The following is a 24,069-nucleotide window of genomic DNA, read 5'->3' as shown; positions in this document are numbered from 1 at the left end:
GTCCCGAAGCGGTTATTGTCCATTGATTCGCGAAACGGCGCGGTCGATGCGATCGGCGCGGCGCGGAACTTCGTGCGGTTTGGGGCAAAAATGTCGGGCGTGATCGTGGTGATGCGTCAGACGCTGCTGTCGTGCACGTCACTTGCGCGCAAGGGCCTGTTAGGTCTCGCTGCGACCGCGCTTGCACCGGCCCCGCCGGGCTTCGCAGGCGACGGTGTGCCGGCGGATGCGATCACGACGCTGTTCGAGCTGAGCCGTCCGGACGTCGCCGAGGTCACGGCGATGCTGGCGCTGCTGGGCTTCTCGGTGGTCGCCGCCATCGCACTGGTGCGCACGCGCGTGCGCGCCGCGCGGAAAGAAGCGAAGCTGCGCGCCGACGTCGCCGAGCTGCAATTGCAGGCTGATCGCTACCGCGCGCTGTTGTTCGCCGAGCCGCAGATCCTGATTGCGTGGCCAGCCGGTGGCCATCGCCCGCAGATCTCCGGCGACACGTCGATGCTGGTGCCGGCGGATCAGCCGCAACGCGTTCTCGCTTTCGGCGCCTGGCTGCCGCCGGAACCGGCGCTGCAGCTCGATCGCGCCGTCGATGCGCTGCGCGAGATCGGCGAAAGCTTCAGCCTGAATCTCACGACGTCGCACGGCCATGCGATCGAAGCCATGGGCCGCGCCATCGGCGGCCAGGCCATCGTGCGCATCCGTGAATTGTCCGGCCTGCGGCGCGAGCTCGCCGAGACGCAGATCAGGTTCAGGGCGCTCGGCGAGGAAACGGAGTCGCTGCGCGCGCTGGCTGCGGCGCTACCGTGGCCGATCTGGGCGCGGCAGGCCAATGGCGGGCTCACCTACGTCAACGCCGCCTATGCCCGCGCAGCCGACGCCCGCGACGTGCCGGACGCCATCAGCCGCAACCTCGAACTGCTCGACTCCGCCGACCGCACCAACCTGCAGCGCGCGCTCGGTGCGGGCGGCCGCTTCGAGGGCCGGCTGCCGATCGTGACCGCCGGCGGCGAGCGCCGCATGCACGACGTGCGCGCCTTCACGCTCGGCAGCGGCAGCGCCGGCGTCGCCATCGATGCCAGCGAGGCGGCTGCGCTCGATGCGGCTGTGGTGCGGATGAGGGAAGCGCACCGCCGCACGCTCGACCAGCTGTCGTCGGGCGTCGCCGTGTTCGACGGCCAGCGGCGGCTCGCCTTTTACAACGATTCCTATCGGCGTCTGTGGGATCTCGACACCGCATTCCTCGACGGCCAGCCGGACGACTCCTCGGTGCTCGACCGTCTTCGCGCCGGTCGCAAGCTGCCCGAGCAGGCCGACTTCCGCGCCTGGAAGGCCAAGCTGCACGAGGCCTATCGCGCCGTCGAGGCCGCCAAGGACACCTGGTTCCTGCCGGACGGGCGCGCGCTGTCCGTCGTCACCACGCCCAACCCGGAAGGCGGCGTCACCTACTTGTTCGACGACGTCACCGAGAGCTTCGATCTCGCCCGCCGCTTCGACGGACTGATCCGGGTGCAGCGCGAGACGCTCGACAGCCTCGCCGAGGGCGTCGCGGTGTTCGGCAGCAATGGCCGGGTCGAGCTGTTCAATCCGGCCTTCGCGCGCATGTGGCGCCTGACGCCGGAGGCCTTGCGCGGACACCCGCACATCGACATCGTCGAATCCTGGTGCCGGACGCTCTATGATGAGCCGACGGCGTGGCGCACCATCCGTGAGGCCATCACCTCGATCGAGAACCGGATCGACATTGCGCTGAAGCTCGAGCGCAAGGACGGCAGCGTGCTCGACTGCATGAGCCGCCCCCTGCCCGACGGCGCCACGATGCTGACCTTCCAGGACATCACCGACACCGAGAATGTCGAGCGAGCCTTGCGCGAGAGCAACGACGCGCTCGAAGCCGCCGGCCAGATGAAGATCGACTTCGTCCACCACGTGTCCTACGAGCTGCGTGCACCGCTCACCACGATCATCGGCTTCGCGCATTTCCTGTCGGATCCGTCGACCGGGCCGCTGACGCCGAAGCAGGCCGAGTATCTCGAGTACGTCACCAAATCGACCAACGCGCTGCTGGCGCTGACCAACAACATTCTCGACCTCGCCACCATCGATGCCGGCGCGATGAAGCTCGAGCTCGGACCGGTCGATGCGGCCAAGGCCATCGATGCCGCCGCCGAGGGCGTGCAGGACCGGCTTGCCACCGACCGCATCCGGCTCAATGTCGAGGTCGATCCCAATGTCGGCTCCTTCGTCGGCGACGAGCGCCGCGTCGTGCAGGTGCTGTACAATCTGCTTGCCAATGCGGTCGGTTTCTCGCCGCCGGATTCGAGCGTCGTGGTCAGCGCCCGCCGCACCGCTCACAGCGTCGCCTTCTCGGTCACCGATTCCGGCCCCGGCATTCCGCCCGAAGTGAAGGACAAGGTGTTCGAGTGGTTCGAGAGCCATTCGCAGGGCTCGCGCCATCGCGGCGCCGGGCTCGGTCTGTCGCTGGTGCGCTCTTTCGTCGAGCTGCATGGCGGCAGGGTGCGGATGGATTCAGTGGTCGGCAAGGGCACCACGGTCACCTGTGATTTCCCGACCGATCACGTCGCGCAACGCAACGCCGCGGAATGACGGACCAGCTGACATTCACCACGACGCTCGCGGACGAGCCCGCAACCGCCGCCCTGATGGCCGACCTCGCGCTTTTGATCGGCCCCGGCGCGCTGATCACGCTCACGGGCGATCTCGGTGCCGGCAAGACCGCCGCAGCCCGGGCCATGATCCGCTATCTCGCCGGCGACGACGAACTCGAGGTACCGAGCCCGACCTTCACCCTGGCGCAGAGCTACGACCTGCCGGACTTTCCGCTGGTGCACGCCGATCTCTACCGCATCGGCAATCCGTCGGAGCTCGAGGAGATCGGCCTGTCGCCGCTGCCCGAAGGCACCGTCGTGCTGATCGAATGGCCCGAGCGCGCCACGGACGCCCTGCCGCAGGACCGCATCGACATCGCATTCCGCCACGATTCGCCACAGGGCGATACCGCGCGCCTTGCCGAGATCACCGGCCTTGGCAAGGCGGCTGCGGTCGTCGCGCGCCTGAACAGCCTGCGCGAATTTCTGACCGAGGCCGGCCACGCCAAATCGCGGCGCGAGCGCATGGCCGGCGACGCCTCGACCCGCTCCTATGCGCGGCTCCACAAGGGCGAGCGCGTCTTCATCCTGATGAACTCGCCGAAGCGGCCCGACGGCCCGGCGGTCTACAACGGCAAGCCCTACAGCGGCGCCGTGCATCTTGCCGAGGACGTTCGTCCGTTCGTCGCGATCGCCGGCGCGTTGCGCGGCCGCGGCATCTCGGCGCCGAAGATCAACGATGCCGACCTCGACCATGGTTTCCTGATCACCGAGGATCTTGGCCGCGACGGCGTCATCGAAGGTGACCCGCCACGCCCGATCGTCACGCGCTACGAGGCCGCGACCGATCTGCTGGCTGCCCTGCACGGCCAGGACGTGCCGTCGGTGCTGCCGCTGGCGCCGCAGGTGACCTACACGGTGCCGACCTTCGATGTCGACGCCATGCTGATCGAGATCGGGCTGATGCCCGAATGGTACCTGCCCGATCGCGGGGTGCAGGCGTCGCAGGTGCTGCGCGGCGAATTCCTCGAGATGTGGCGTGACCTGCTGGAGGCGCCGCTCGCGACGAAGCCGACCTGGGTGATCCGCGACTATCATTCGCCGAACCTGCTATGGCTACCGGCGCGGGAGGGCATCGCGCGGGTCGGCGTGATCGACTTCCAGGACGCCGTCATGGGCCCGCCGGCCTACGACGTCGTCTCGCTGGCCCAGGACGCCCGTATCGATGTCTCAGCCGCCATCGAACAGGCGCTGCTCGATCGCTACGTCGCGGCGCGCCAGGCGGCGGATGCGGATTTCGACGCGGAAGAATTCCGCGCGCACTACGCCATCATGTCGGCCCAGCGCAACACCCGCCTGCTCGGCACCTTCGCCCGGCTCAACCGCCGCGACGGCAAGCCGCATTACCTGAAGCATCAGCCGCGCATCTGGGACTACCTGCACCGCGCGCTGGCGCATGCGGCGCTCGACCCGCTGCGCGCCTGGTATGCCGCGAACGTGCCGCCACCGGCGGGTGCTGTTTGAGGGAACCTCATCGCGCTGATCGACTGCTCGCCCCCCGTAGCTTTACCGGTTCTTAGCCATCCCCCCTTACCGTGCGCCGTCGAGCGGTGCATGGACGCGCCGGATGCGTCGGGAGGACGACATGTCGGAACGGCAGAAGGGCGAACGCGTCGTCTTCGAGCGCGGCATTCCCGCTTTCATGATGGGCATCGACGGCACCTGGCGTCGCAACTGCACCATCGAGGACGTCTCCGAGACCGGCGCCAAGCTGACGGTCGAGGGCTCGGTCGAAGGCCTGCATCTGAAGGAATTCTTCCTGCTGCTGTCGTCGACAGGCCTCGCCTATCGGCGCTGCGAGCTTGCCTGGGTCAATGGCGACCAGATCGGCGTCACGTTCCTGAAGACCGGGAAGAAGAAGGCCAACAAGCGCGCAGCCGCCGAGGCCTGACGAGCCTGCGCCTGCGGCATCATGCGTCACGACAGCGCGCTCGCCGTCGCATATTCGTCATCGGGCCGGGCTATCGCAGCCGATCGAGACGTTCCACGTTGCCGCGTGGTATGATTCGCTCGTGCCACCTTTGATCGAGATTGCCTGAGATGCCCGTCAAGCCGCACAAAGCCATGGTCCTCGCCGCCGGTCTCGGATTACGGATGCGCCCGCTGACGGACACGATGCCCAAGCCGCTGGTGCGCGTGGCTGGCCGTCCGCTGCTCGATCACGTGCTCGACCGCCTGGGCGACGCCGGCGTCACCGAAGCGGTCGTCAACGTGCGCTACCTGGCCGACCAGATCATCGAACACACCGCCACCCGCACGACCCCTCGCGTGATCATCTCGGACGAGCGCGACCAGGTGCTCGGCACTGGCGGCGGGGTCGTCAAGGCGCTGCCGCTGCTGGGCCACGAGCCGTTCTTCCACGTCAATTCCGACACGATGTGGATCGAGGGCGTGCGCCACAATCTGTCGCGGCTCGCCGATACTTTCGACCCCGAACGCATGGACATCATGCTGCTGATGGCGCCGACCGCGACCTCGATCGGCTATTCCGGCCTGGGCGACTACGCGATGCTCGCCGACGGCACGTTGCGCAAGCGGCGGGAACACCAGGTGGTGCCGTTCGTCTATGCGGGAGCCGCCATCATCTCGCCTGCGATCTTCGACGGCGCGCCCAAGGGCGAGTTCTCGCTGACCAGGATGTTCGACAAGGCGAACGAGCAGGAGCGGCTGTTCGGCCTGCGGCTCGAAGGCGTGTGGATGCATGTCGGCACGCCCGATGCGGTGATCGCGGCCGAAGAGGCGCTGCTGGAGAGCGCGGCTTAGTCGAACGCGGACCAGGCGGTCGGCGGGCGTTCGCAGCGTTGACGCAGTGGTTGGTGCAGCGGGTTCGAAGCCCCGACTGCAGACCGGCACGCTTCATCGGAGATGATCCAAACCCACCCCATCGCGCTTTGCCCGGTCTGCGGGGACGGCGCGGCAGATCTCATCTGCCGTTCCCCTCCATGAGCGCTAGCGGGCCATGGACCGGCTTGATACCGAACCAGACGCGGCGCTTTCAGCAGAGGCGATCACATCGCTGCCGCCGCGGGAGCGCCGCCCCGGCTCAGAACGACGTGCCGCCGCCGAACCTGAATTCCTGCACGGTGTCGTATTTGCCCTTCGACAGCGGCACCGCGTAGTCGAAGCGCAGCGGACCAAAGGGCGAGGCCCAGATCAGGCCGACGCCAACCGACGAGCGCACCACCTTGCTGTCATCATATTGCAGGCCGCATTTGCAGGCGGCGGTATTGACCTCGCCGGTGGCCGCCCACGAGGTCGGGCCCTGATAGCCCCACAGCGAGCCGGCGTCGGCGTAGACGGCGCCCTTGAGGCCGACTTCCTTCGGCAGGAACCAGAACGGCATCTGCAGCTCGGCCGAGGCGCCCCAATATTTGGTGCCGCCGAGTGCGTCGCCGGTGGCGCCGAGATTGCGATAGGTGATGTCGCGCGGACCGATGCCGTTCGACGCGAAGCCACGCACCAGGTTGGGGCCCATCTGGTAATGGTCGAGCATGCGCAGGTCCTTGTCGCCGATCTTGTTCAGCAGGCCACCCTGCAGATGGATCACGCTGACGATGTCGGACACCAGCGGCGTGTAGTATTTCGCATCCACCGCCGACTTGAGATAGCTGACATTGCCGCCGACGCCGGCAAAGTCCTGCCGCCAATCGATCAGCAGGCCCTCGGTCGGGTTCTTGTTGTTGTCGAGCGTGTTGTAGGTGAGGGTGTAGCCAAGCGCCGAGGTCAGCGCGGCGCCGTCGTTCAGCTCCTTGCGGACTGCCAGCGACGACTCGCCGTCGCCGTAGCAGCCATAGCCGTAGACGCCCGAGGTGGTCGAATTGGTCGGGTCGACTCCGCCGAGCACGCTGGCGATATAGGCCGGAGTCGGATTGAAGGCGAGCAGTCCGTTGGCAGCATTGTTGTTGCAGTTGGCGAGATAGGACGGCAGCGTGATCTCCTGCCGGTATAGCGAATAGCGCAGCTGCAGCGACAGATCCTCACGCAGCTGAAAGCCGAGGCGCGGGCTGAAGCCGATGGTCCGCGTGCCGTAGCTCGTGGTGCTGTTGGCCAGCTGCTGACGATAGGAGACGTCGAGCCCGAGGGCGACCCGGTAGTCGAGCAGATAGGGTTCGACAAAGGACAGCGACACGCCGCGCGTATACTGGCCATAGGTGACAGCGGCCTTGGCGAACAGACCGCGCCCGAGGAAGTTGCGCTCGGAGATCGAGACCTCGGCCAGCGCGCCGTCAGTCGTCGAGTAGCCGCCGGAGATCGAGAAGTCGCCGGTCGACTTCTCCTCGAGGCCAACGACCAGGATCACGCGGTCGCTCGACGAGCCCGGCTCGGTCGTGACCTTCACCTCCTTGAAGAAGTCGAGGTTCTTCAGCCGTCGCTCGGCACGATCGACCAGTGCGCGATTGTAGGCGTCGCCCTCGGAGATGTCGAATTCGCGCCGGATCACGTAGTCGCGGGTACGGGTGTTGCCGCGGATCGTGATACGCTCGATATAGGTGCGCGGCCCCTCGTCGACCTGGAATGCGATCGCCACCGTATGTGCCTCGAGATTGCGATCGCCGCGCGGACGCACAACGGCAAAGGCGAAGCCGCGGCGCGAGGCCTCGATCTGCATCTCCTCGACCGACTTCTCGAGCTGCTCGACATTATACAGCGCGCCGACATTGACGCGCGAATAGGTGCGCAGGGCGTTGGCGTCGAGCGCAGCGACGCTCGACTGGAACTGCACCGAGCCGACGCGATATTGCTGGCCTTCCTCGATCTGGAACGTGACCAGGAAGCCCTTCTGCCCCGGATCGTATTCGGTGAGTGCGGCCACGACCTGCACGTCGGCATAGCCGTTCTTCAGGTAGAAGCGGCGGATCAGGTCACGGTCGGCCTCGACCCGGTCGGGATCGTAGACGTCGTTGTTGCCGAGAAAGCTGAGCCAGTTCGATTCGTGGGTCTTGATCACGTCGCGCAGCCGGGCCGCTGAATAGGCGCTGTTGCCAACGAAGGTGACCGACTTGACGTTGGTCTTGGCGCCCTCGACCACGGTGAAGACGAGATCGACGCGATTGTTGGGTTGCTCGATGATCTCCGGCGTGACGCGGACGTCGTAGCGGCCGGAGCGCCGGTAGATCTCGGCGATGCGCAGCGCATCCGACTGCACCATCGGACGCGACAGCGTGCCGCGCGGCTTCGACTGCACCTCGGCGGTGAGCTGTTCGTCCTTGACCTTCTTGTTGCCCTCGAAGGCAACGCGGCCGATCACGGGGTTCTCGACCACGCGCACGACCAGCCGGCCGCCCTGTCGGTCGATCTTAACGTCCGCGAACAGGCCGGTCTCGATCAACGCTTTCAGGCCGTCGTCGACCTGGCCGGCGTCGAGCGTCCCGTCGGGGCCTGCCTTGAAGTAGGAGCGGATGGTGTCGGTCTCGACGCGCCGGTTGCCCTCGACCGTGATCAATGTCGCAGCCGCGACAGGAGCGGCCACGACCATGCGGGGCAGCGACAAAACCGGCATGGCCAGCAGGGTCAGGGCAAGCACAGCCGGCAATCTCAGACGCATCATCGACATTCTTTCGGAAGTCAGAGTCCTTGCGCGCCGACGCTCTTCGGCACGCGACAGGAATCGGTGATGCCCGTCAAAGATGGTCGTGATGCGCCAAATTCATTTCGTGAAATTTCGATTGATGCCGAACGTGACTAAGTGTTTCCATTTGGAAAAACTTCGCGGCGCCGACAGCGCTGATGGACGATCGCTGCATATTAAGTGTATCGTCGGTCCTGCGACCAGGAAGCCACAGTGGAGACAGACATCTCCATTAAGCAATTGGACCGACCGCGTCGGATTGCGCTGGTTCCGAAACCAAATTCTACAAATCTTCGGAAGTTGGCAATACGATGGAAAAACCACCGTGCTAACTGTCCGTCATCCGAACTAAGCCCCCAAGTAGTTCGGTCAAGGCCCGGTGCGCGTAGATTCCCATTGATATTCCGGCGCACCGGGCCGCCCGTTTTTCCGCCTTCGATACAATGACCGGGCTGGCGATCGGCTCGCGCGCGGACTCGCCTGGCAATGACTCACTCGTCATGCCCAGGCCGGTCATGACGATGTGGAGCGGGAGGGTGGGCAACGGCGTATCGGCGCTGCCTCCGCGTTCGAGATCACTGGCGCAGTGCCCAAAGTCTTGCTGATGCATTCGCTGATCAGTGGTGGGCACGCTGCCGCCCTTCAAGTGGCTGCTTTGCCCACCCTTCGGTTCCCGCAATGGATCATATTGCCCGCCGGACCGACGATGGGGCCCTGCTAGCGTGCCACAATGTCGGCCGCTGTTGCGAAATTGCCTCTGGATCGGGCCGGGAAAAACGATCAAAACGGTTGCCAGTGCCGATGGTTAATCGCGTCTTAACCTCGCCCAACCTATGGTGATCTTAACAGCACCGGTTCCTGGGCGATCGGCGGCTTCAACTGGTTTGGCGCGCGTTTTAAGTATGGCAATGACCGCTTCATCCCTCGCGCCCGCTGGCGCCGTCCATTCGGACGGCGAGCGCTCGCCTTTTGCGCGGCTGACCGAACTGCTCGCCCCCTACACGCCGGGCAAGCCCTTGATCACGCTGGCCGTGGGCGAGCCGCAGCACCCGGTTCCGGATTTCGTCGGCCCGGTGCTGGCGCAACACATCGCTGATTTCGGCCGCTACCCCGCCGCCAAGGGCATCGAACCGTTCCGCAAGGCTGCGGCACGCTGGCTGTCGGCCCGATTCGCATTGCCGCGTGCAATCGATCCCGATCACGAGATCCTGGTCCTGAACGGCAGCCGTGAGGGCCTGTTCTTCGCCGCCCACGCGGCGCTTCGGCATGTCGGCCCGCGCCGCGGCCGGCCGGCGATCCTGATGCCCAATCCGTTCTATCCGGTCTACGGCGTCGGCGCGCGCACCGCGGGCTGCGACTCCATCTACCTGCCGACCACGCGCGAGAACGGCTTTCTGCCCGACCTCGATACGCTCGACGAGGCGACGCTGTCGCGCACGATCGCCTTCTACATCGCCTCGCCGGCAAACCCGCAAGGATCGGTCGCGTCGCCGGACTACATGCGTCGGCTGAAGCAGCTCGCCGATCGCTTCGGCTTCCTGATCTTCAGCGACGAATGCTATTCGGAGATCTACACTCGGCAGGCGCCGGGCAGCATGCTCGAACATGCCGGCCCCGACTACACCAACGTGATCGCGTTCCAGTCGCTGTCGAAGCGCTCGAACGTGCCGGGCATGCGCGTCGGATTTGCCGCCGGTGATCGGCGCTTCCTGGCCGCCTACCACGAGCTGCGCAACGTCGCCGCGCCGCAGGTGCCCGTGCCGCTGCAGCACGTCGCGGTCGCCGCCTATGGCGACGAAGCGCATGTCGAGGAAAATCGCCGGCTGTACCGGGCCAAGTTCGACCTCGCCGACCAGATCATCGGCAATCGCTACGGCTATCACCGCCCCGACGGCGGCTTCTGCGTCTGGCTCGACGTCGCCGATCGCGGTGGTGACGAGGCCGTCGCCGTGAAGCTCTATCGTGACGCCGGTGTGCGCGTGGTGCCCGGCAGCTATCTCGCGCGTCTACAAGGCGACGGCTTCAATCCCGGCGCCGGCTACATCAGGCTCGCTCTGGTGGCGGACAGCGAATCGACCGGTGAGGCACTGCACCGGCTGGTCGAGGCCCTGGGTTAGTCGCGGGGCTGATGCGGATGCCGGCGATCGAGCGAGTCATTCCCCTGGTCAACCACCTGCCGACGTCGCTGCGCGACGCGCTGGTGCGGCGGCTGCGCGAGCTCGCTGGGCTGGCCCTGATCGGATTGTCGGGTATCGCTGCAGCGGCCCTGATGACCTGGTCGGTTCAGGATCCGAGCCTGAGCCACGCGACCTCGCGCGCGATCCGCAACATCGTCGGCTATCCCGGCGCGATCGGTGCCGACCTCCTGATGCAGATCCTCGGCCTCGGCGCGATCATGGTGATCCTGCCGATCGCGATCCGCGGCTGGCGCATGATGACCCATCGCCCGTTCGACCGCGAGGCGCTGCGGTTCGGCGCATGGATCCTCGGCGCGATCATCGCCGCCGGTTTTGCCAGCTGCTGGCCGCGCTCGCATGCCTGGCCGCTGCCGACGGGCTTGGGCGGCGTGGTCGGCGACGCCCTGGTGCGCGCGCCGGCGGTGGTGTTCGGACCCCCCGGGCTGATCTATCGCCTCGTGCTCGGCAGCCTGCTCCTGGTCGCCATGATCGGCTGCCTGCTGGTCGCCGGTGGCTTGGGCGCGCGGGAGACCGATCACGAGCTGCTGGCGGACGAGGACGACGACACGCCGCCGACCGATTCCGAGGATGACGACGACAAGAGCGCCGTGCGGCTCGGCTGGGTGTTCCACGCCATCATGAGCGCCAAGGCGCGGGTCGGCTGGTTCCTCAGCACGGCCTATCGCGCGCTGGTCTCCAGCGGCCCGCAGCCGCGCAGCGCCGCTGCGGGCCGGCACGAGCCCAGCCTTGGCGGCGGCCGTGCCCGGCCGACCCTGGCGCCGGAGATGGAGGCGGACGGCGGCGACGAGGACGAGGGTGGGGAGGACGAGGAAGAAGAAGAGGAGCCTGCCCCCCGCGCGCGCAAGAAGCCCACGCCCAAGACGCCACCACGCAAGTCCAACGACAAATACGACCTGCCCTCGGTCTCGATGCTGGCCGCGCCCAAGGCCACTGACCGCCAGCCGCTGTCCAAGAGTGAGCTCGAGGCCAATTCGCGCGCACTCGAAGGCGTGCTGCAGGACTTCGGCGTGCGCGGCGAGATCGTCAAGGCGCACCCCGGCCCCGTCGTCACCTTGTACGAGCTGGAGCCCGCACCGGGCATCAAATCCTCCCGCGTGATCGGTCTGTCCGACGACATCGCCCGCTCGATGAGCGCGCTGTCGGCGCGTGTCGCCGTCGTGCCGGGCCGCAACGCGATCGGCATCGAGCTGCCCAACGCGCACCGCGAGAAGGTGTACCTGCGCGAGCTGCTGGTGGCGAAGGAAGCCACGGAAAGCGTGGCCAAGCTGCCGCTCTGCCTCGGCAAGAACATCGGCGGCGAATCCATCATCATCGATCTCGCCCGCACGCCGCATATGCTGATCGCCGGCACCACCGGCTCGGGCAAGTCGGTCGCGATCAACACCATGATCTTGAGCTTGGTCTACCGTCTCAGGCCTGACCAGTGCCGCCTGATCATGGTCGATCCGAAGATGCTCGAACTGTCGGTCTATGACGGCATTCCGCATCTGCTCACGCCGGTCGTGACCGATCCGAAGAAGGCCGTCGTCGCGCTGAAATGGGCCGTGCGCGAGATGGAAGAGCGCTACAAGAAGATGGCCAAGCTCGGCGTGCGCAACATCGACGGCTACAACGCCCGCCTGGTCGAAGCGCGCAACAAGGGCGAGGAGCTGACGCGTACCGTCCATACCGGCTTCGACAAGGAGACCGGCAAGGCGATCTACGAGGAAGAGAAGCTCGACCTCGATCCCCTGCCCTACATCGTCATCATCGTCGACGAGATGGCAGACCTGATGATGGTCGCCGGCAAGGACATCGAGGGCACGGTGCAGCGCCTGGCGCAGATGGCGCGCGCCGCCGGCCTGCACGTGATCCTGGCCACCCAGCGTCCGTCGGTCGACGTCATCACCGGCACCATCAAGGCGAACTTCCCGACCCGTATCTCCTTCCAGGTCACCTCCAAGATCGACAGCCGCACCATCCTGGGCGAGATGGGCGCCGAGCAGCTGCTCGGCCAGGGCGACATGCTCTACATGGCCGGCGGCGGCCGCATCAGCCGCGTGCACGGTCCGTTCTGCTCGGACGAGGAGGTCGAAAAGGTGGTGCGCCATCTCAAGACGCAGGGCTCGCCCGAATATCTCGAGGCGGTCACCGCCGAGGAGCCGAGCGAGGAGGACGGCGCCGTGTTCGATGCCACCGGCATGGGCGGTGGTGGCGGCGGTGACGACCTGTTCTCCCAGGCCGTCGCTGTCGTCAAACGCGACCGCAAGGCCTCAACCAGCTACATTCAACGGCGGCTGCAGATCGGCTATAACAAGGCCGCTTCGCTGATGGAGCGGATGGAACAGGAAGGCATCGTCGGCCAGGCCAACCACGCCGGCAAGCGCGAGATCCTGGTGCCCGAGGAAGAAGGCGGGTTCTGACCATCAGCTTGGTCCCAGATCTGCCGTTTCCGTGTCGTATCATCACGCAATTACGATCACCCTGCCCGACCCAACCAAGATAGAAACGCGTAAAACTCAGGACGTCGTTTTGAAAAGCCCCTTGTCGAACAGCCACTTTTTGCTCTCCGCAACCCCGCGCGGGCGTCGCATGGCCGCTTGGCTGATTGGGTGCGCCGTTGTTGCCAGCACCCTGGCCGGCGCGGCGGGCCACGCCACCGCCCAGACCACGCCGGCACCGAAGTCCGGCCCGAAGGGCGGCGCTCAGCTCAGCGCCTCCGACCAGCAGCGCGGCGCGCAGACCACCGGCACCACCCAGACCGTTCCGCCGAACCCGATCATCCCGGATCCCCGGCGCAACGTCCCGGCCAGCATCTTCACGTCCTTCGACGCCAACCAGAAGGCCCAGGCGGCCAAGGTGAGCGCCTATCTGTCGTCGCTGCAGACGCTGGTCGGAAACTTCGTTCAGGTCGGGCCGGACGGCAGCAAGACCAAGGGTGATTTCTACATCCAGAAGCCCGGCAAGGTCCGCTTCGAGTACGAGCCGCCGACGCCGATCGACATCATCGCCGACGGCTCCTCGCTGGTCGTCCGCGACCGCAAGCTCGCGACCCAGGACGTCTATCCGCTGTCGCAGACGCCGCTGCGCTATCTGCTGTCCGACCGGATCGACCTGCTCAAGGACACCAACGTCATCGCGGTCGCGTCCGACGACCTCTACGTCACGATCACGATCGAGGAAAAGCAGGCGCTGATCGGCACCAGCCGGATGATGCTGATGCTCGGCGCCAAGGATGGCCAGCTCAAGCAGTGGACCGTCACCGATCCGCAAGGCTACGATACGACGATCGCCGTCTACAATCTGGATACGACCAAGAAGCTCGATCCGAACATGTTCAAGATCGACTTCACGGCCTACCCGAGCACGCCGCCCGGCTGACGCAGGACTCCGGCCCGGCCGCTCAGCTCGGCTTGAGCCCACGGACCTTCCACTGCGCCTCGGACAGCGCCAGCTTCTCGAAGCGCTTGCGCGCCTCCTCTACGTCCTCCGCCTGGATCACGTCGTAGCCGGGGCGGCCGCGCAGGAGCATTGCGGTCGTCGCCCAGCTCAGCCGCGCCGCCTTGCAGGCCAGCAGGAGATCGCCGAGGCGATTCTCATCCATCAGCGATTCGATCAGCTCGATCGAGACGTCGCAGAGCAGCGCAAGCGCCGCGATGACGGCGGGAAAATCGCCGGTCACGCAGAAGCGGTTGACCGCGGAATCACCGAGCTTGCCGGTGCGACTGAGCGCAGCGACCTCGGTCTTGACCTGCTGATAGTCCCAGATGGCGCGCATTGCCGCACCGGCCGTCCGGGCCGGAGCCGCCTGCAAGGTGGCGCGGGTCGCCGGCGGCGCAGCCTTGATGAAGCGGGCGCGGGCGCCCTCGCTTGCTGCCGTGACGAAGGCGCGGGAGAGCTTGGCCGGAAGGTCGGTGCGTAGCGCAAGCTTCTCGGCGAGGTCCTCATCGCGCTCGGCGACCTTGAACAGGCTGCGATAGCTATCCTCGGACAGGCGCGCGGTCAGATTCTGCGCCAGCGCCATGCGCACGGCCGGATGGCCGCGGCCGATCAGCAGCGTCGTCAGCGTCTCTCCGATTCCCCTGCGGCTGGCGATGGCCACGAGATGGGACTGGCTGCCGGTCCTGATGAAATCCGCAAGGTCGCGTTCGCCGAGCACGGCCGCCTTGGCCAGCATCGGCGCGGCGATGCGCACCTCGGGATGGACGGCCAGCAGCCGCGCAGTCGCGTAAGGCGCGCGCTCGACGCCGGCCAGCGCCGCGCTCAGTTCGGTCAGCACATCCGTGCCGACCTGCGGCATCAGCCGTGCGAACATCTGGTCATAGAGGTCGAGCTGCTCGTCGGCGGCCGGCCGCGGACCGGCCAGCAACAGGCTCGTTGTCTTGCGCAGGATGTCGGTGGCGAGCTCGGACACCGTTCTCGCTTCGCCGACGGGCGACTTGGCTGGTGGAGCGGCCGAAGGCGCTGGAGGCATGGTTGCATCCTCTTTGGCGGCGCCCATCGCTTTGGCGGGCCCGCGGATCGGTCATCAATTTTCAGAAGAATGCGAGCGCGGACCTAAAGCGGCGTTAAGTCCATTGTTCGGAACAGAAGAGCCGCCGGCCGTCGTTAACGGACTGCGTGACATCGGCACGAGTTATGTTCCTGTATTGTTCTTGCGGAGGCCAGCGGCTTCCGCTAGCCTTGTTGTTGAGAGGGGCAACATGGTCCAGCGGGTTTCTACCGTCGCCTTCGAAGGGATCGAGGCCCGCGCCGTCGACGTGCAGGTCCAGGTCGCGCCGGGCCTGCCGGCGTTCGCGATCGTCGGCCTGCCCGACAAGGCGGTGTCCGAGGCGCGCGAGCGGGTGCGCTCGGCGCTGATCGCCTCTGGGCTGGCGCTGCCAGCGCGGCGCATCACCGTCAACCTGGCCCCGGCCGATGTGCCGAAGGAAGGCAGCCACTATGATCTGCCGATCGCGCTCGGCCTGATGGCCGCCATCGGCGCCATTCCGCCGGATGCGCTGGGCGGCTTCACCGTGCTCGGCGAGCTCGGCCTCGATGGCTCGATCGCCCCCGTCGCCGGCGTGTTGCCGGCCGCGATCGGTGCCAACTCACGCGAGGAAGGCCTGATCTGCCCGGCTGCCTGCGGCGCCGAGGCGGCGTGGGCGAGCCCCGACATCCAGATCATCGCGGCGAGCTCGCTGATCCAGATCGCCAACCATTTCAAGGGCACGCAGGTGCTGTCGCGGCCGCAGCCCAGGATTCACGAGGCGCAGGCGAGCCTGCTCGATCTGCGCGACATCAAGGGCCAGGAGAGCGGCAAGCGCGCGCTGGAGATCGCAGCCGCGGGCGGCCACCATCTGCTGATGATCGGCTCGCCCGGCGCCGGCAAGTCGATGCTCGCCGCACGGCTGCCCTCGATCCTGCCGCCGCTGTCGCCGGCGGAGCTGCTGGAAGTGTCGATGATCGCCTCGGTGGCCGGCGAGATCGAGGGCGGGGCGCTGACATCCAAGCGCCCGTTCCGCAGCCCGCATCACTCGGCCAGCATGGCGGCGCTGACCGGCGGCGGCCTGCGTGCCAAGCCGGGTGAGATCTCGCTGGCGCATCAGGGCGTGCTGTTCCTCGACGAGCTGCCGGAGTTCGACCCGCGCGTGCTCGACTCGCTGCGGCAGCCGCTGGAGAACGGCGAGGTCTCGATCTCACGCGCGAACCACCGCGTCACCTACCCGGCCCGCTTCATGCTGGTCGCGGCCATGAATCCGTGCCGCTGCGGCAAGGCGTTCGAGCCGGGATATGCCTGCAAGCGCGGCCGTATCGACCGCTGCACCGCGGACTATCAGATGCGCATCTCGGGCCCGCTGATGGATCGCATCGACCTGCGCATCGAGGTGCCGGCCGTTACCGCCGCCGACCTGATCCTGCCGCCGGCGAAGGAAGGCTCGAAGGAGGTCGCCGCCCGCGTCGCGGCCGCGCGCGACGTCCAGCGCAAGCGCTACGCCAAGGCCGGCCTGCCGCATGTCCGAACCAATGCCGAGGCGCCCGCTGCAGTGCTCGACGAGATCGCCAGACTGGACGCGCCGGGCCAGAAGCTGCTGCGCGAAGCGGCCGAGACGATGCGGCTGTCGGCCCGCGGCTATCACCGCGTGCTGCGCGTCGCCCGCACGCTCGCCGATCTCGACCACACTGATGCGATCGGCCGGCTGCATCTCGCCGAGGCCCTGTCCTACCGCGCGCTGGCTGAGGACAATCGCCACGCGGCGTGAACGAAGCCCCTGCCCTTCAACACTCTGGTAACGACTTCTCTTTACGCTCCGACAACCATAAGGCCCGCGTTCATGTCATCAGGCCTCCGCGTCGGTGCGTATCATGTTGCGTTTCAAGGTCCTCGTCTCGACCCTGCCGCTGATCGCGGCCGCGGTCCTCGCCAGAATAGAATTGGCGCCCTCCCCACAGCCGTGCATTGCCGTCGGTGCCGATTCCGTCTCGCTCGGCTCCGCGCCCTTTCATGCCGAGCTCCACGTCGATTTCACCGATGACCCGGCGCTCGCGACCGTCCGCGTCGCGCTGGCCGACAGTCCGGATACGGCTGATTTCGTGGTGGTCGACGATGCGGCCGTCAATGAGGACCAGGGCTGCGGCATGACCGCCGCCACGCAGGTCGTCGCGATCGCGGCCGATCCGCTCCCGGGTACGCCGCGGATCTATCTGGCGAGGGACAGTGCGAAGGATCGCCCCGCCGACTATCGCATCTATGTCCGCTCCAGCCGTTTCACGGCGCGCGAGGCCGCCGCGCTGATCGTCGCCGCCCGCAATCACGACTCACCGCCGGCCAATCCGGTTCTATGAGCCGGGCTAACGCCCGGTTCACCATCTCTGCACGGTCCTATCGCACGTGCATGATGTTTCAAAGTCTCAGCAATACCGATTCCGCATGGTGCGGGCCGGCCATGACACGGGATGGAAGTCATCAGGGGTGATTGAGATGGGACTGATGTTTCGCATCAGGCTGCGCCTGCGCCGGTTCCTGCGGCGTCACCGGACTGTGGTCACGATCCTGCGCTCGCTGATGATCTTCTCGGCCGGGTTCGGCGGCGCCTACGGCTTCATCAAGGCCAGCCTGTCCGAGAATTCCGGCTACAATCCGCACACCTTTGCGATCGGCGCGAGTTTTCTGTTCGCGCTCGCCTGCGTCGGCCTGGCCACCCTCAGCATGCGGCTGCGCTTCGTCGCCAAGAAGATGCAAAAGATCGCGCTTCACAACGAGGTGCTGGCGGACCGGAACTGGGAGCTGCAGGAAGCCGAGCAGCGCGCACGAAACCTGTTCGAGCAGCAGGGCGACCTGATCGTGATGCGCGACGCCGGCGATAGGATCGTTTTCGTCAACGACGCCTATTGCCAGATGGCGGGCCTCGATCGCGAAAACTTGCTCGGCAGCCAATTCGCCTTTGAGCTGATCGAGCAAGGCGACGGCGCGCTCGAGCCCAGCGGCACGCGCGTCCACGACCAGCGCATCGAGAGCGCGATCGGACCGCGCTGGATCGCCTGGCGCGAGGCGCTGGTGCGCGCCGACGCCGGCCAGCCGGCCTTGCTGCAATGTGTCGGCCGTGACGTCACCGACCGCACCGAGACCGAGCGCGCGCTCGCCGACGCGCGCGACCAGGCGAACGCCGCGAGCCGCGCCAAATCGCGCTTCCTGGCGATGGCGAGCCACGAGATCCGCACGCCGCTGAACGGCATCCTCGGCATGAGCGGGCTATTGCTCGAGACACAGCTGACGCCGGAGCAGACCACCTATGCCAAAGCGGTCAGAACCTCCGGCGAGGCCCTGATGTCGTTGATCGAGGAGCTGCTCGACTATTCCAAGATCGAGGCCGGCAAGCTGGCGCTCGAAGCGCAGCCGTTCTCGCTGGTGGCGCTGATCGAGGAAATCACCGAACTCCTGGCGCCCCGCGCCCAGGCCAAGCAGCTCGAAATGGCGGCCTACATGGATGAGCGGTTGCCGACATGGGTGACGGGCGATGCGGCGCGCCTCCGCCAAGTGCTGCTCAACCTCGCCGGCAATGCCATCAAGTTCACGACATCCGGCGGCGTCGCGCTGATCGCCGAGCCGGGAATCTGGCCGAACGAGATCAGCTTCCAGGTGCGCGATACCGGCATCGGCATTGCCGCCGACGCGCAACAGCGCATCTTCCGCGAGTTCGAGCAGGCCGACGACAGTGTCGCGCGCAGCTTCGGCGGCACCGGCCTTGGCCTTGCGATCTCGGACCGGATCGTCAAGCGGATGGGCGGCCGCATCTCGCTGCAGAGCGCGCTGGGCACAGGCTCCACCTTCGAGGTGTCCGTGCCGCTGCCGCCGGCGTTGGAGCGCGGTGAGCAGAACAGCTTCCGCGGCCCCGACCTGACCGGCCAATCGATCATGCTGATCGCGCCGGCTGGCCTGCAGGCCGAGCTGATCGAGCGACGGCTGCAGAACTGGGGCGCACAGACCTGTCTCGTCGCCGAGACGGAGGTGGCCGCGGCCCTGCTGCCGGAGCGGGCGTGGCACACCGTGCTGGTCGACGATGCGATCGGCAGCGATACGGCGCGACGCCTGGGCGAGACCGCGCAACATCATACGACGCGGCTGATCGTGCTGGTGACGCCCGTGAGCCGCCACGAGCTGATGCCGGCTGCGCCATTCAACGGCTATCTCGTCAAGCCGCTGCGCGCCGCGTCCCTCGCCGGCCGCCTTGCCGTCGCGCCCGACGCGACGACAGCGGCGCTCGCCGAGGAGCCCATCATCGCCCTGTCCCCTTCTCTGGTTGCTGGCGGCGGAACGGGCCTGTCGATCCTCGTGGCTGAAGACAACGACATCAACGCCCTGCTGATGCGCTCGCTGCTGACCAAGCTCGGCCATCAGGCCGTGATCGCCGCGCACGGCGAAGCGGCCCTGGACTCCTGGGCGGCCGCCCGCTCGGCCGGCACGCCCTATGACCTGATCCTGATGGATGTGCAGATGCCGCGCCTGAACGGCATCGCTGCGGCCAAACGCATCCGCGCGCATGAAGCCGCCGAGCCCGGCCCGCGCACACCGATCCTGGCGCTGACGGCCAACGCCTTGGTGGAGGATCGCTACGCCTGCTTCGAGGCGGGCATGGACGGCTTCCTGGTGAAGCCGATCGACAGGGACAAGCTGGACGAGGCGCTGGCCAATCTGGCGGCGGCGCGACAGGTCGCGGCGTAAATGATGAGTTGGAACGGATCGGCCCTGCAACTACCAACGCAGCGCACGCTCCCTCCCCGCGTCATTCCGGGGCATTCGCGCGCAAAATGGCGAAGCCATTTTGAAGCAGCGTGAGTGAGCCCGGAATCTATAGCCCCAGACCGTGATGAGTTGAAGGTAAGCGCCACCGGCATCTCGCTCCACGTGACCGGCTGTGGCTATGGATTCCGGGCTCACGCTACGCGCGCCCCGGAATGACGGAGAGACTATTCGTTCCCCGACACGTTACGCGATCTCGCAAAGCTCAACGGCCGAGCTCACAATCGCCGCAGCGCCACCGACTCGACCTCGTGGTCGGCGCCCTTCTTCAGGATGAGCGTCGCGCGCGGCCGCGTCGGCAGGATGTTGTCCTCGAGATTGGCGAGGTTGGTGCGCTCCCAGATCGCGATCGCGGTGGCGATGGCCTCTTCGTCCGACAGCAGCGCATAGCGGTTGAAGTAGGACCTGGGATCATGGAACGCGGTGTCGCGCAGCGACAGGAAGCGCTTCACGTACCATTTGCGCAGCACCGCCTCGTCGGCGTCGATATAGACGGAGAAATCGAAGAAGTCGGAGACGACGGGCACGGCCTTGCCGTCGCGCGGCAGCGGCCCGGTCTGCAGCACGTTCACCCCTTCGACGATGAGGATATCGGGCTGATCGATCTCGACCCACTGATTGGGCACGATGTCGTAGGTGAGATGCGAGTAGACCGGCGCGCGCACCTGATGGCGGCCGGCCTTGATGTCAGAGAGGAAGCCGAGCAGGCGCGGCAGATCGTAGCTTTCCGGAAAGCCCTTCTTCTGCATCAGGCCCTGCCGCTCCAGCACCGCGTTCGGATACAGAAAACCGTCGGTGGTGATGAGGTCGACCTTCGGCCGCGGCGACCAGCGCGCCAGCAATGCCTGCAGCACGCGTGCGGTGGTGGACTTGCCGACCGACACCGAACCGGCGACGCCGATGATGTAGGGCATCTTGCGGTCGCGGATGCCGAGGAACTGGCGCTGCGCGTAGTACAGCCGCTGTGCCGCATCGACATACATCGACAGCAGTCGCGACAGCGGCAGGTAGATGTCCTCGACCTCCTTGAGATCGAGGCGGTCGTGCATCGAACGGAGCTTGGAAAACTCGCCGGGCTCGAGCGTCATCGGCGTGTCGTTGCGCAGCTCCGACCATTGCTCGCGGGTAAACACCCGATACGGATTATATTGTTGGTCGACAGTGCGCATATCCATGACGCTGCCCTTCGTTTCCCCGAGCGCGCGGCGCTAGTCTTTCTTCCTCGCCGCTTTTTCTTCAAGTCCGGACATACCCGTCCGTTTGGCCAGAGTCGCCTCGACCTCGTCGAGACGGACGTCCCGCGATTTCAACAGCACCAGCAAGTGAAACAGCAGATCGGCGCTCTCCGCGATCAGGTTCTCGCGATCCTCGCCGATCGCCGCGATGACCGTCTCGACCGCCTCCTCACCCATCTTCTTGGCGCATTGCGATGGGCCCTTGTCGAGCAGCTTGCGCGTATAGGACGCCTCGCCGCCCGCCGCGGCGCGCGCGTCGATGATGGCAGCCAGATCGTGAAGCGTGAAGCGGGACATCAGCCAGTGCTCGAAACGTAGGCCCACCCTTGGAGGCGGGTGAGCCAGCGTTCATGTAACATTTTTGCGGCGCAATGTCGTCAGGGATCGAGCCGCATCGGCAGGCCTTGGCGCACCATGTGCTCCTTGGCCTGCCGGATGGTAAATTCCCCGAAATGGAAGATGGATGCGGCAAGCACCGCGGTGGCGCGGCCCTCGCGGATGCCCTCGACCAGATGATCCAGGTTGCCGACGCCGCCGGAGGCGATGACAGGGACCGGCACGCTGTCGGCGATCGCCCGGGTCAGCGGCAGGTCGAAGCCCTGCCGCGTGCCGTCGCGGTCCATCGAGGTCAGCAGGATCTCGCCGGCGCCCAGCGATACCACCTCCTGGGCAAATTCCAGGGCGTCGATGCCGGTCGATTTGCGGCCGCCATGGGTGAATATCTCCCAGCGCGTCCCGCCGCCTGGCCGGGCGACGGACTTGGCGTCGATCGCCACGACGATGCACTGCTCGCCGAACTTCTCGGCCGCCTCTTTGACGAATTCGCGCCTGTTCACCGCAGCCGAATTGATCGAGACCTTGTCGGCCCCCGAGCGCAGCAGCGTCTTGATGTCGTCGATGGTTCGCACACCGCCGCCGACGGTCACCGGCATGAAGCAGGCCTCCGCCGTACGCCGGACAACGTCGAGCATAATGCCGCGGTTCTCATGGGTCGCGGTGATGTCGAGGAAGCAGAGCTCGTCGGCGCCGGCGGCGTCATAGGCGATGGCCGCCTCGACCGGGTCCCCGGCGTCGCGCAGATTGACGAAGTTGACGCCCTTGACGACCCGTCCGTCCTTGACGTCGAGACAGGGAATAACGCGGACCTTGAACATCGTACCAATCTCCTACGCAGCGCGCGCCGCACGGATCAGCGCAAGCGCCTCCGCCGGGTCGAGCCGGCCGTCATAGAGCGCACGGCCGGCGATGGCGCCTTCGAGCTTTTTCGCACGCGGCGACAGCATCGCTTGGACGTCCTCGATCGAGGCGAGGCCGCCGGAGGCGATCACCGGGATCGAGATGGCGTCGCCGAGCGCGATCGTGGCTTCGAGGTTCAAGCCCTTGAGCAGACCATCGCGCGCGATGTCGGTGAAGATGATCGCGGCGACGCCGGCGTCCTCGAAACGTTTGGCGATATCGAGCGCCGTGACCTCGGAGGTCTCGGCCCAGCCTTCGACCGCGACCTTGCCGTCGCGGGCATCCAGCCCGACGGCGACGCGGCCTGGAAACGCTTTGGCTGCGGTCTTCACCAGTTCGGGATTGCGCACCGCGGCGGTGCCGATGATGACGCGGGTGATGCCCTTGTTGAGCCAGGCTTCAACGGTCTTGAGATCGCGGATGCCGCCGCCGAGCTGCACCGGCATCTTGACGACTTTCAGCATCGCTTCGACGGCCTGCGCATTGACAGGCTTGCCGGCGAAGGCGCCGTCGAGATCGACGACGTGGAGATATTCAAAGCCCTGGTCAGCGAAGCTCCTGGCCTGGGCGGCGGGATCGAGGTTGAACACGGTGGCGCGCGCCATGTCGCCCTGCTCCAGGCGCACGCACTGGCCGTTCTTCAGATCGATGGCAGGAAACAGAATCATCTGAGTTGTCTTTCAAGCACGCGCCCTGCCCGCCTCTGAGGCGAACAGGACGAAAGCGCTCACGGCTTCCATTTCAGGAAGTTGGAGATCAAAGCGAGACCGAAACGCTGGCTCTTCTCGGGGTGGAATTGCGTGCCGATCGCAGTGTCCTTGCCGACGATCGCCGTGATCGGCCCGCCATAGTCGGCGCGTGCCAGCACATCGTTCTCGTTGATCGCCTTCAAGTGATAGGAGTGCACGAAATAGCCGTGCAGGCCTTTCGGCCCAAGCGGCAGCCGCTCCAGCACCGGATGCTCCTGCACCAGGTCGAGCGTGTTCCAGCCCATGTGGGGAATCTTCAGGCTCTCGTCGCGTGGCGCGATCTTCTCGACATCGCCTGCGATCCAATCAAAGCCATTGGTCGTGACGTGCTCCTTGCCGCGCGTCGCCATCAGCTGCATGCCGACGCAGATGCCGAAGAACGGCCGCGCCTTGTGGCGAACGGCTTCTGTCATCGCTTCGAGCATGCCGTCCACCGAATCCAGCCCGCGGCGGCAATCCGCAAAGGCGCCAACACCCGGCAGCACGATACGATCGGCGCGATAAACCGTGTCGGGATCGCGCGTCACGATGATCTTCTGCGGATCCTCCATGCCGCGCGCGGCGCGTTCGAACGCCTTGGCGGCCGAATGCAGATTCCCGGAGCCGTAATCGATGATCGCAACACTCATCGTCCACCTCCGGGTTCGGGAAACAAGCCAATGATGCTGGCGTGGGGCAGGGGCGGCGGCGGGCGCTGTCCGTTGCCGTTGTCGCGTGTGGGCGGAGCCGCTCCGCGATCGACCGTATGGTTGTCGTAGCCGATGGTGCTGCGCCGGGCGGCCCAGCGCTCGAAGAAGCGCCGTTCCGCGGCATCGAGATCATCGGCCACGACGATGTCGAGCTGGCGCCAATTGCCGCGCGAGTAGCTCCAGCGCTCGAGGCTGGAGGCTTCGAAACCGAGCAGGATTGCGAACAACAGATCGATGCCGGCAATCGCGCCGCCGCTGACGCCGACACGCACCAGGATCACGTCGAGCGCGATCATCAGCACGGCCCAGCCGAGCATCGCCAGCCATAGTCGGTGCCAGGCCAGCCAGACGGCGCCGAGCACGGCGGCCCAGAGATGGAAGCCATCGCGGATGAACACGAAGCGATCCGTCGAACGCGGATCGGCTCCGGCGGCGAGGGGCGCGTGGACCGTATAAACCGGCATGTCGATA

Annotated in this window: 18 protein-coding genes; 10 read left to right on the top strand and 8 right to left on the bottom strand. The window is 66.5% G+C overall.

Annotation, left to right across the window (positions count from 1 at the left end; all coding sequences use genetic code 11):
* The first annotated feature begins 90 nt into the window (after positions 1-90).
* The 4 genes from LQG66_RS23295 to LQG66_RS23280 all read left to right on the top strand — a co-directional run bounded on the left by LQG66_RS23295 (position 91) and on the right by LQG66_RS23280 (position 5,426).
* Positions 91-2,601, top strand: a complete 2,511-nt coding sequence (locus tag LQG66_RS23295; RefSeq protein ID WP_231318005.1) for a sensor histidine kinase — start codon at positions 91-93, stop codon at positions 2,599-2,601.
* Positions 2,598-4,127: a tRNA (adenosine(37)-N6)-threonylcarbamoyltransferase complex ATPase subunit type 1 TsaE gene (gene tsaE, locus LQG66_RS23290; protein WP_231318004.1), complete on the top strand. Its 1,530-nt coding sequence runs from the start codon at positions 2,598-2,600 to the stop codon at positions 4,125-4,127. The genes LQG66_RS23295 and tsaE overlap by 4 nt, the downstream gene beginning before the upstream one ends.
* Positions 4,128-4,248: 121 nt before the next feature.
* Entirely contained in the window at positions 4,249-4,554 is a 306-nt protein-coding gene (locus LQG66_RS23285) for a PilZ domain-containing protein (RefSeq protein WP_231318003.1), read from the top strand.
* Between the two features lie 149 nt (positions 4,555-4,703).
* Positions 4,704-5,426, top strand: a complete 723-nt coding sequence (locus tag LQG66_RS23280; protein WP_231318002.1) for a nucleotidyltransferase family protein — start codon at positions 4,704-4,706, stop codon at positions 5,424-5,426.
* Between the two features lie 280 nt (positions 5,427-5,706).
* Here the strand turns inward: LQG66_RS23280 and bamA are convergent, their stop codons facing one another.
* Complete coding sequence (bamA, locus tag LQG66_RS23275) at positions 5,707-8,211, bottom strand: outer membrane protein assembly factor BamA (RefSeq protein ID WP_231318001.1); 2,505 nt, start codon at positions 8,209-8,211, stop codon at positions 5,707-5,709.
* 923 nt (positions 8,212-9,134) lie between these two features.
* Here bamA and LQG66_RS23270 point away from each other — a divergent pair.
* From LQG66_RS23270 to LQG66_RS23260, 3 genes are all read left to right on the top strand, one after another.
* Positions 9,135-10,349, top strand: coding sequence for an aminotransferase class I/II-fold pyridoxal phosphate-dependent enzyme (locus LQG66_RS23270; protein ID WP_231318000.1), 1,215 nt, complete (start codon positions 9,135-9,137; stop codon positions 10,347-10,349).
* An 11-nt stretch (positions 10,350-10,360) separates the two neighbouring features.
* The gene (locus LQG66_RS23265; protein WP_231317999.1) at positions 10,361-12,832 is read left to right on the top strand and encodes a DNA translocase FtsK; all 2,472 of its coding nucleotides are present in this window, start codon (positions 10,361-10,363) and stop codon (positions 12,830-12,832) included.
* 169 nt (positions 12,833-13,001) lie between these two features.
* Positions 13,002-13,790 carry an outer membrane lipoprotein carrier protein LolA gene (locus LQG66_RS23260; RefSeq protein WP_231317998.1) on the top strand — a complete coding sequence of 263 codons (789 nt, stop codon included), beginning with the start codon at positions 13,002-13,004 and terminating at the stop codon, positions 13,788-13,790.
* Between the two features lie 22 nt (positions 13,791-13,812).
* Here LQG66_RS23260 and LQG66_RS23255 read toward each other — a convergent pair whose 3' ends face one another.
* Positions 13,813-14,883, bottom strand: a complete 1,071-nt coding sequence (locus tag LQG66_RS23255) for a DUF2336 domain-containing protein (RefSeq protein ID WP_231317997.1) — start codon at positions 14,881-14,883, stop codon at positions 13,813-13,815.
* A gap of 229 nt (positions 14,884-15,112) precedes the next feature.
* Here LQG66_RS23255 and LQG66_RS23250 point away from each other — a divergent pair, with 229 nt between their 5' ends.
* From LQG66_RS23250 to LQG66_RS23240, 3 genes are all read left to right on the top strand, one after another.
* A complete protein-coding gene (locus LQG66_RS23250) occupies positions 15,113-16,651 on the top strand; it encodes a YifB family Mg chelatase-like AAA ATPase (RefSeq protein ID WP_231317996.1) in 1,539 nt (512 codons plus the stop codon).
* Positions 16,652-16,754: 103 nt separating this feature from the next.
* Entirely contained in the window at positions 16,755-17,234 is a 480-nt protein-coding gene (locus tag LQG66_RS23245) for a hypothetical protein (protein ID WP_231317995.1), read from the top strand.
* A gap of 136 nt (positions 17,235-17,370) precedes the next feature.
* Positions 17,371-19,611, top strand: coding sequence for a PAS domain-containing hybrid sensor histidine kinase/response regulator (locus tag LQG66_RS23240; RefSeq protein ID WP_231317994.1), 2,241 nt, complete (start codon positions 17,371-17,373; stop codon positions 19,609-19,611).
* 296 nt (positions 19,612-19,907) lie between these two features.
* On the opposite strand, the gene coaA is transcribed toward LQG66_RS23240, so the two are convergent.
* From coaA to LQG66_RS23210, 6 genes are all read right to left on the bottom strand, one after another.
* Positions 19,908-20,864 carry a type I pantothenate kinase gene (gene coaA, locus LQG66_RS23235; RefSeq protein ID WP_231317993.1) on the bottom strand — a complete coding sequence of 319 codons (957 nt, stop codon included), beginning with the start codon at positions 20,862-20,864 and terminating at the stop codon, positions 19,908-19,910.
* 33 nt (positions 20,865-20,897) lie between these two features.
* Positions 20,898-21,221 (bottom strand): phosphoribosyl-ATP diphosphatase, encoded by a 324-nt coding sequence (locus LQG66_RS23230; protein WP_231317992.1) that lies wholly within the window; start codon positions 21,219-21,221, stop codon positions 20,898-20,900.
* Between the two features lie 80 nt (positions 21,222-21,301).
* Positions 21,302-22,078, bottom strand: a complete 777-nt coding sequence (gene hisF / locus LQG66_RS23225; protein ID WP_231317991.1) for an imidazole glycerol phosphate synthase subunit HisF — start codon at positions 22,076-22,078, stop codon at positions 21,302-21,304.
* Positions 22,079-22,090: 12 nt separating this feature from the next.
* On the bottom strand, positions 22,091-22,828 hold the full coding sequence (hisA, locus tag LQG66_RS23220; protein WP_231317990.1) for a 1-(5-phosphoribosyl)-5-[(5-phosphoribosylamino)methylideneamino]imidazole-4-carboxamide isomerase: 738 nt from the start codon (positions 22,826-22,828) through the stop codon (positions 22,091-22,093).
* A gap of 59 nt (positions 22,829-22,887) precedes the next feature.
* The gene (hisH, locus tag LQG66_RS23215; protein ID WP_231317989.1) at positions 22,888-23,538 is read right to left on the bottom strand and encodes an imidazole glycerol phosphate synthase subunit HisH; all 651 of its coding nucleotides are present in this window, start codon (positions 23,536-23,538) and stop codon (positions 22,888-22,890) included.
* Positions 23,535-24,062 (bottom strand): DUF2628 domain-containing protein, encoded by a 528-nt coding sequence (locus tag LQG66_RS23210; RefSeq protein ID WP_231317988.1) that lies wholly within the window; start codon positions 24,060-24,062, stop codon positions 23,535-23,537. Before LQG66_RS23210 ends, hisH begins: the two co-directional genes overlap by 4 nt.
* Positions 24,063-24,069 lie beyond the last annotated feature (7 nt).

Source organism: Bradyrhizobium ontarionense, from assembly GCF_021088345.1.
Classification (GTDB): Bacteria; Pseudomonadota; Alphaproteobacteria; order Rhizobiales; family Xanthobacteraceae; genus Bradyrhizobium; species Bradyrhizobium ontarionense.
This window is presented reverse-complemented; position numbering and strand designations above follow the sequence as displayed.

Coding starts and splice junctions, on each gene's coding strand:
- LQG66_RS23295 (WP_231318005.1), top strand. CDS start 91: ATGTCGGGCGTGATCGTGGTGATGCGTCAGACGCTGCTGTCGTGCACG.
- tsaE (WP_231318004.1), top strand. CDS start 2,598: ATGACGGACCAGCTGACATTCACCACGACGCTCGCGGACGAGCCCGCA.
- LQG66_RS23285 (WP_231318003.1), top strand. CDS start 4,249: ATGTCGGAACGGCAGAAGGGCGAACGCGTCGTCTTCGAGCGCGGCATT.
- LQG66_RS23280 (WP_231318002.1), top strand. CDS start 4,704: ATGCCCGTCAAGCCGCACAAAGCCATGGTCCTCGCCGCCGGTCTCGGA.
- bamA (WP_231318001.1), bottom strand. CDS start 8,211: ATGATGCGTCTGAGATTGCCGGCTGTGCTTGCCCTGACCCTGCTGGCC.
- LQG66_RS23270 (WP_231318000.1), top strand. CDS start 9,135: ATGGCAATGACCGCTTCATCCCTCGCGCCCGCTGGCGCCGTCCATTCG.
- LQG66_RS23265 (WP_231317999.1), top strand. CDS start 10,361: ATGCGGATGCCGGCGATCGAGCGAGTCATTCCCCTGGTCAACCACCTG.
- LQG66_RS23260 (WP_231317998.1), top strand. CDS start 13,002: ATGGCCGCTTGGCTGATTGGGTGCGCCGTTGTTGCCAGCACCCTGGCC.
- LQG66_RS23255 (WP_231317997.1), bottom strand. CDS start 14,883: ATGCCTCCAGCGCCTTCGGCCGCTCCACCAGCCAAGTCGCCCGTCGGC.
- LQG66_RS23250 (WP_231317996.1), top strand. CDS start 15,113: ATGGTCCAGCGGGTTTCTACCGTCGCCTTCGAAGGGATCGAGGCCCGC.
- LQG66_RS23245 (WP_231317995.1), top strand. CDS start 16,755: ATGTTGCGTTTCAAGGTCCTCGTCTCGACCCTGCCGCTGATCGCGGCC.
- LQG66_RS23240 (WP_231317994.1), top strand. CDS start 17,371: ATGGGACTGATGTTTCGCATCAGGCTGCGCCTGCGCCGGTTCCTGCGG.
- coaA (WP_231317993.1), bottom strand. CDS start 20,864: ATGGATATGCGCACTGTCGACCAACAATATAATCCGTATCGGGTGTTT.
- LQG66_RS23230 (WP_231317992.1), bottom strand. CDS start 21,221: ATGTCCCGCTTCACGCTTCACGATCTGGCTGCCATCATCGACGCGCGC.
- hisF (WP_231317991.1), bottom strand. CDS start 22,078: ATGTTCAAGGTCCGCGTTATTCCCTGTCTCGACGTCAAGGACGGACGG.
- hisA (WP_231317990.1), bottom strand. CDS start 22,828: ATGATTCTGTTTCCTGCCATCGATCTGAAGAACGGCCAGTGCGTGCGC.
- hisH (WP_231317989.1), bottom strand. CDS start 23,538: ATGAGTGTTGCGATCATCGATTACGGCTCCGGGAATCTGCATTCGGCC.
- LQG66_RS23210 (WP_231317988.1), bottom strand. CDS start 24,062: ATGCCGGTTTATACGGTCCACGCGCCCCTCGCCGCCGGAGCCGATCCG.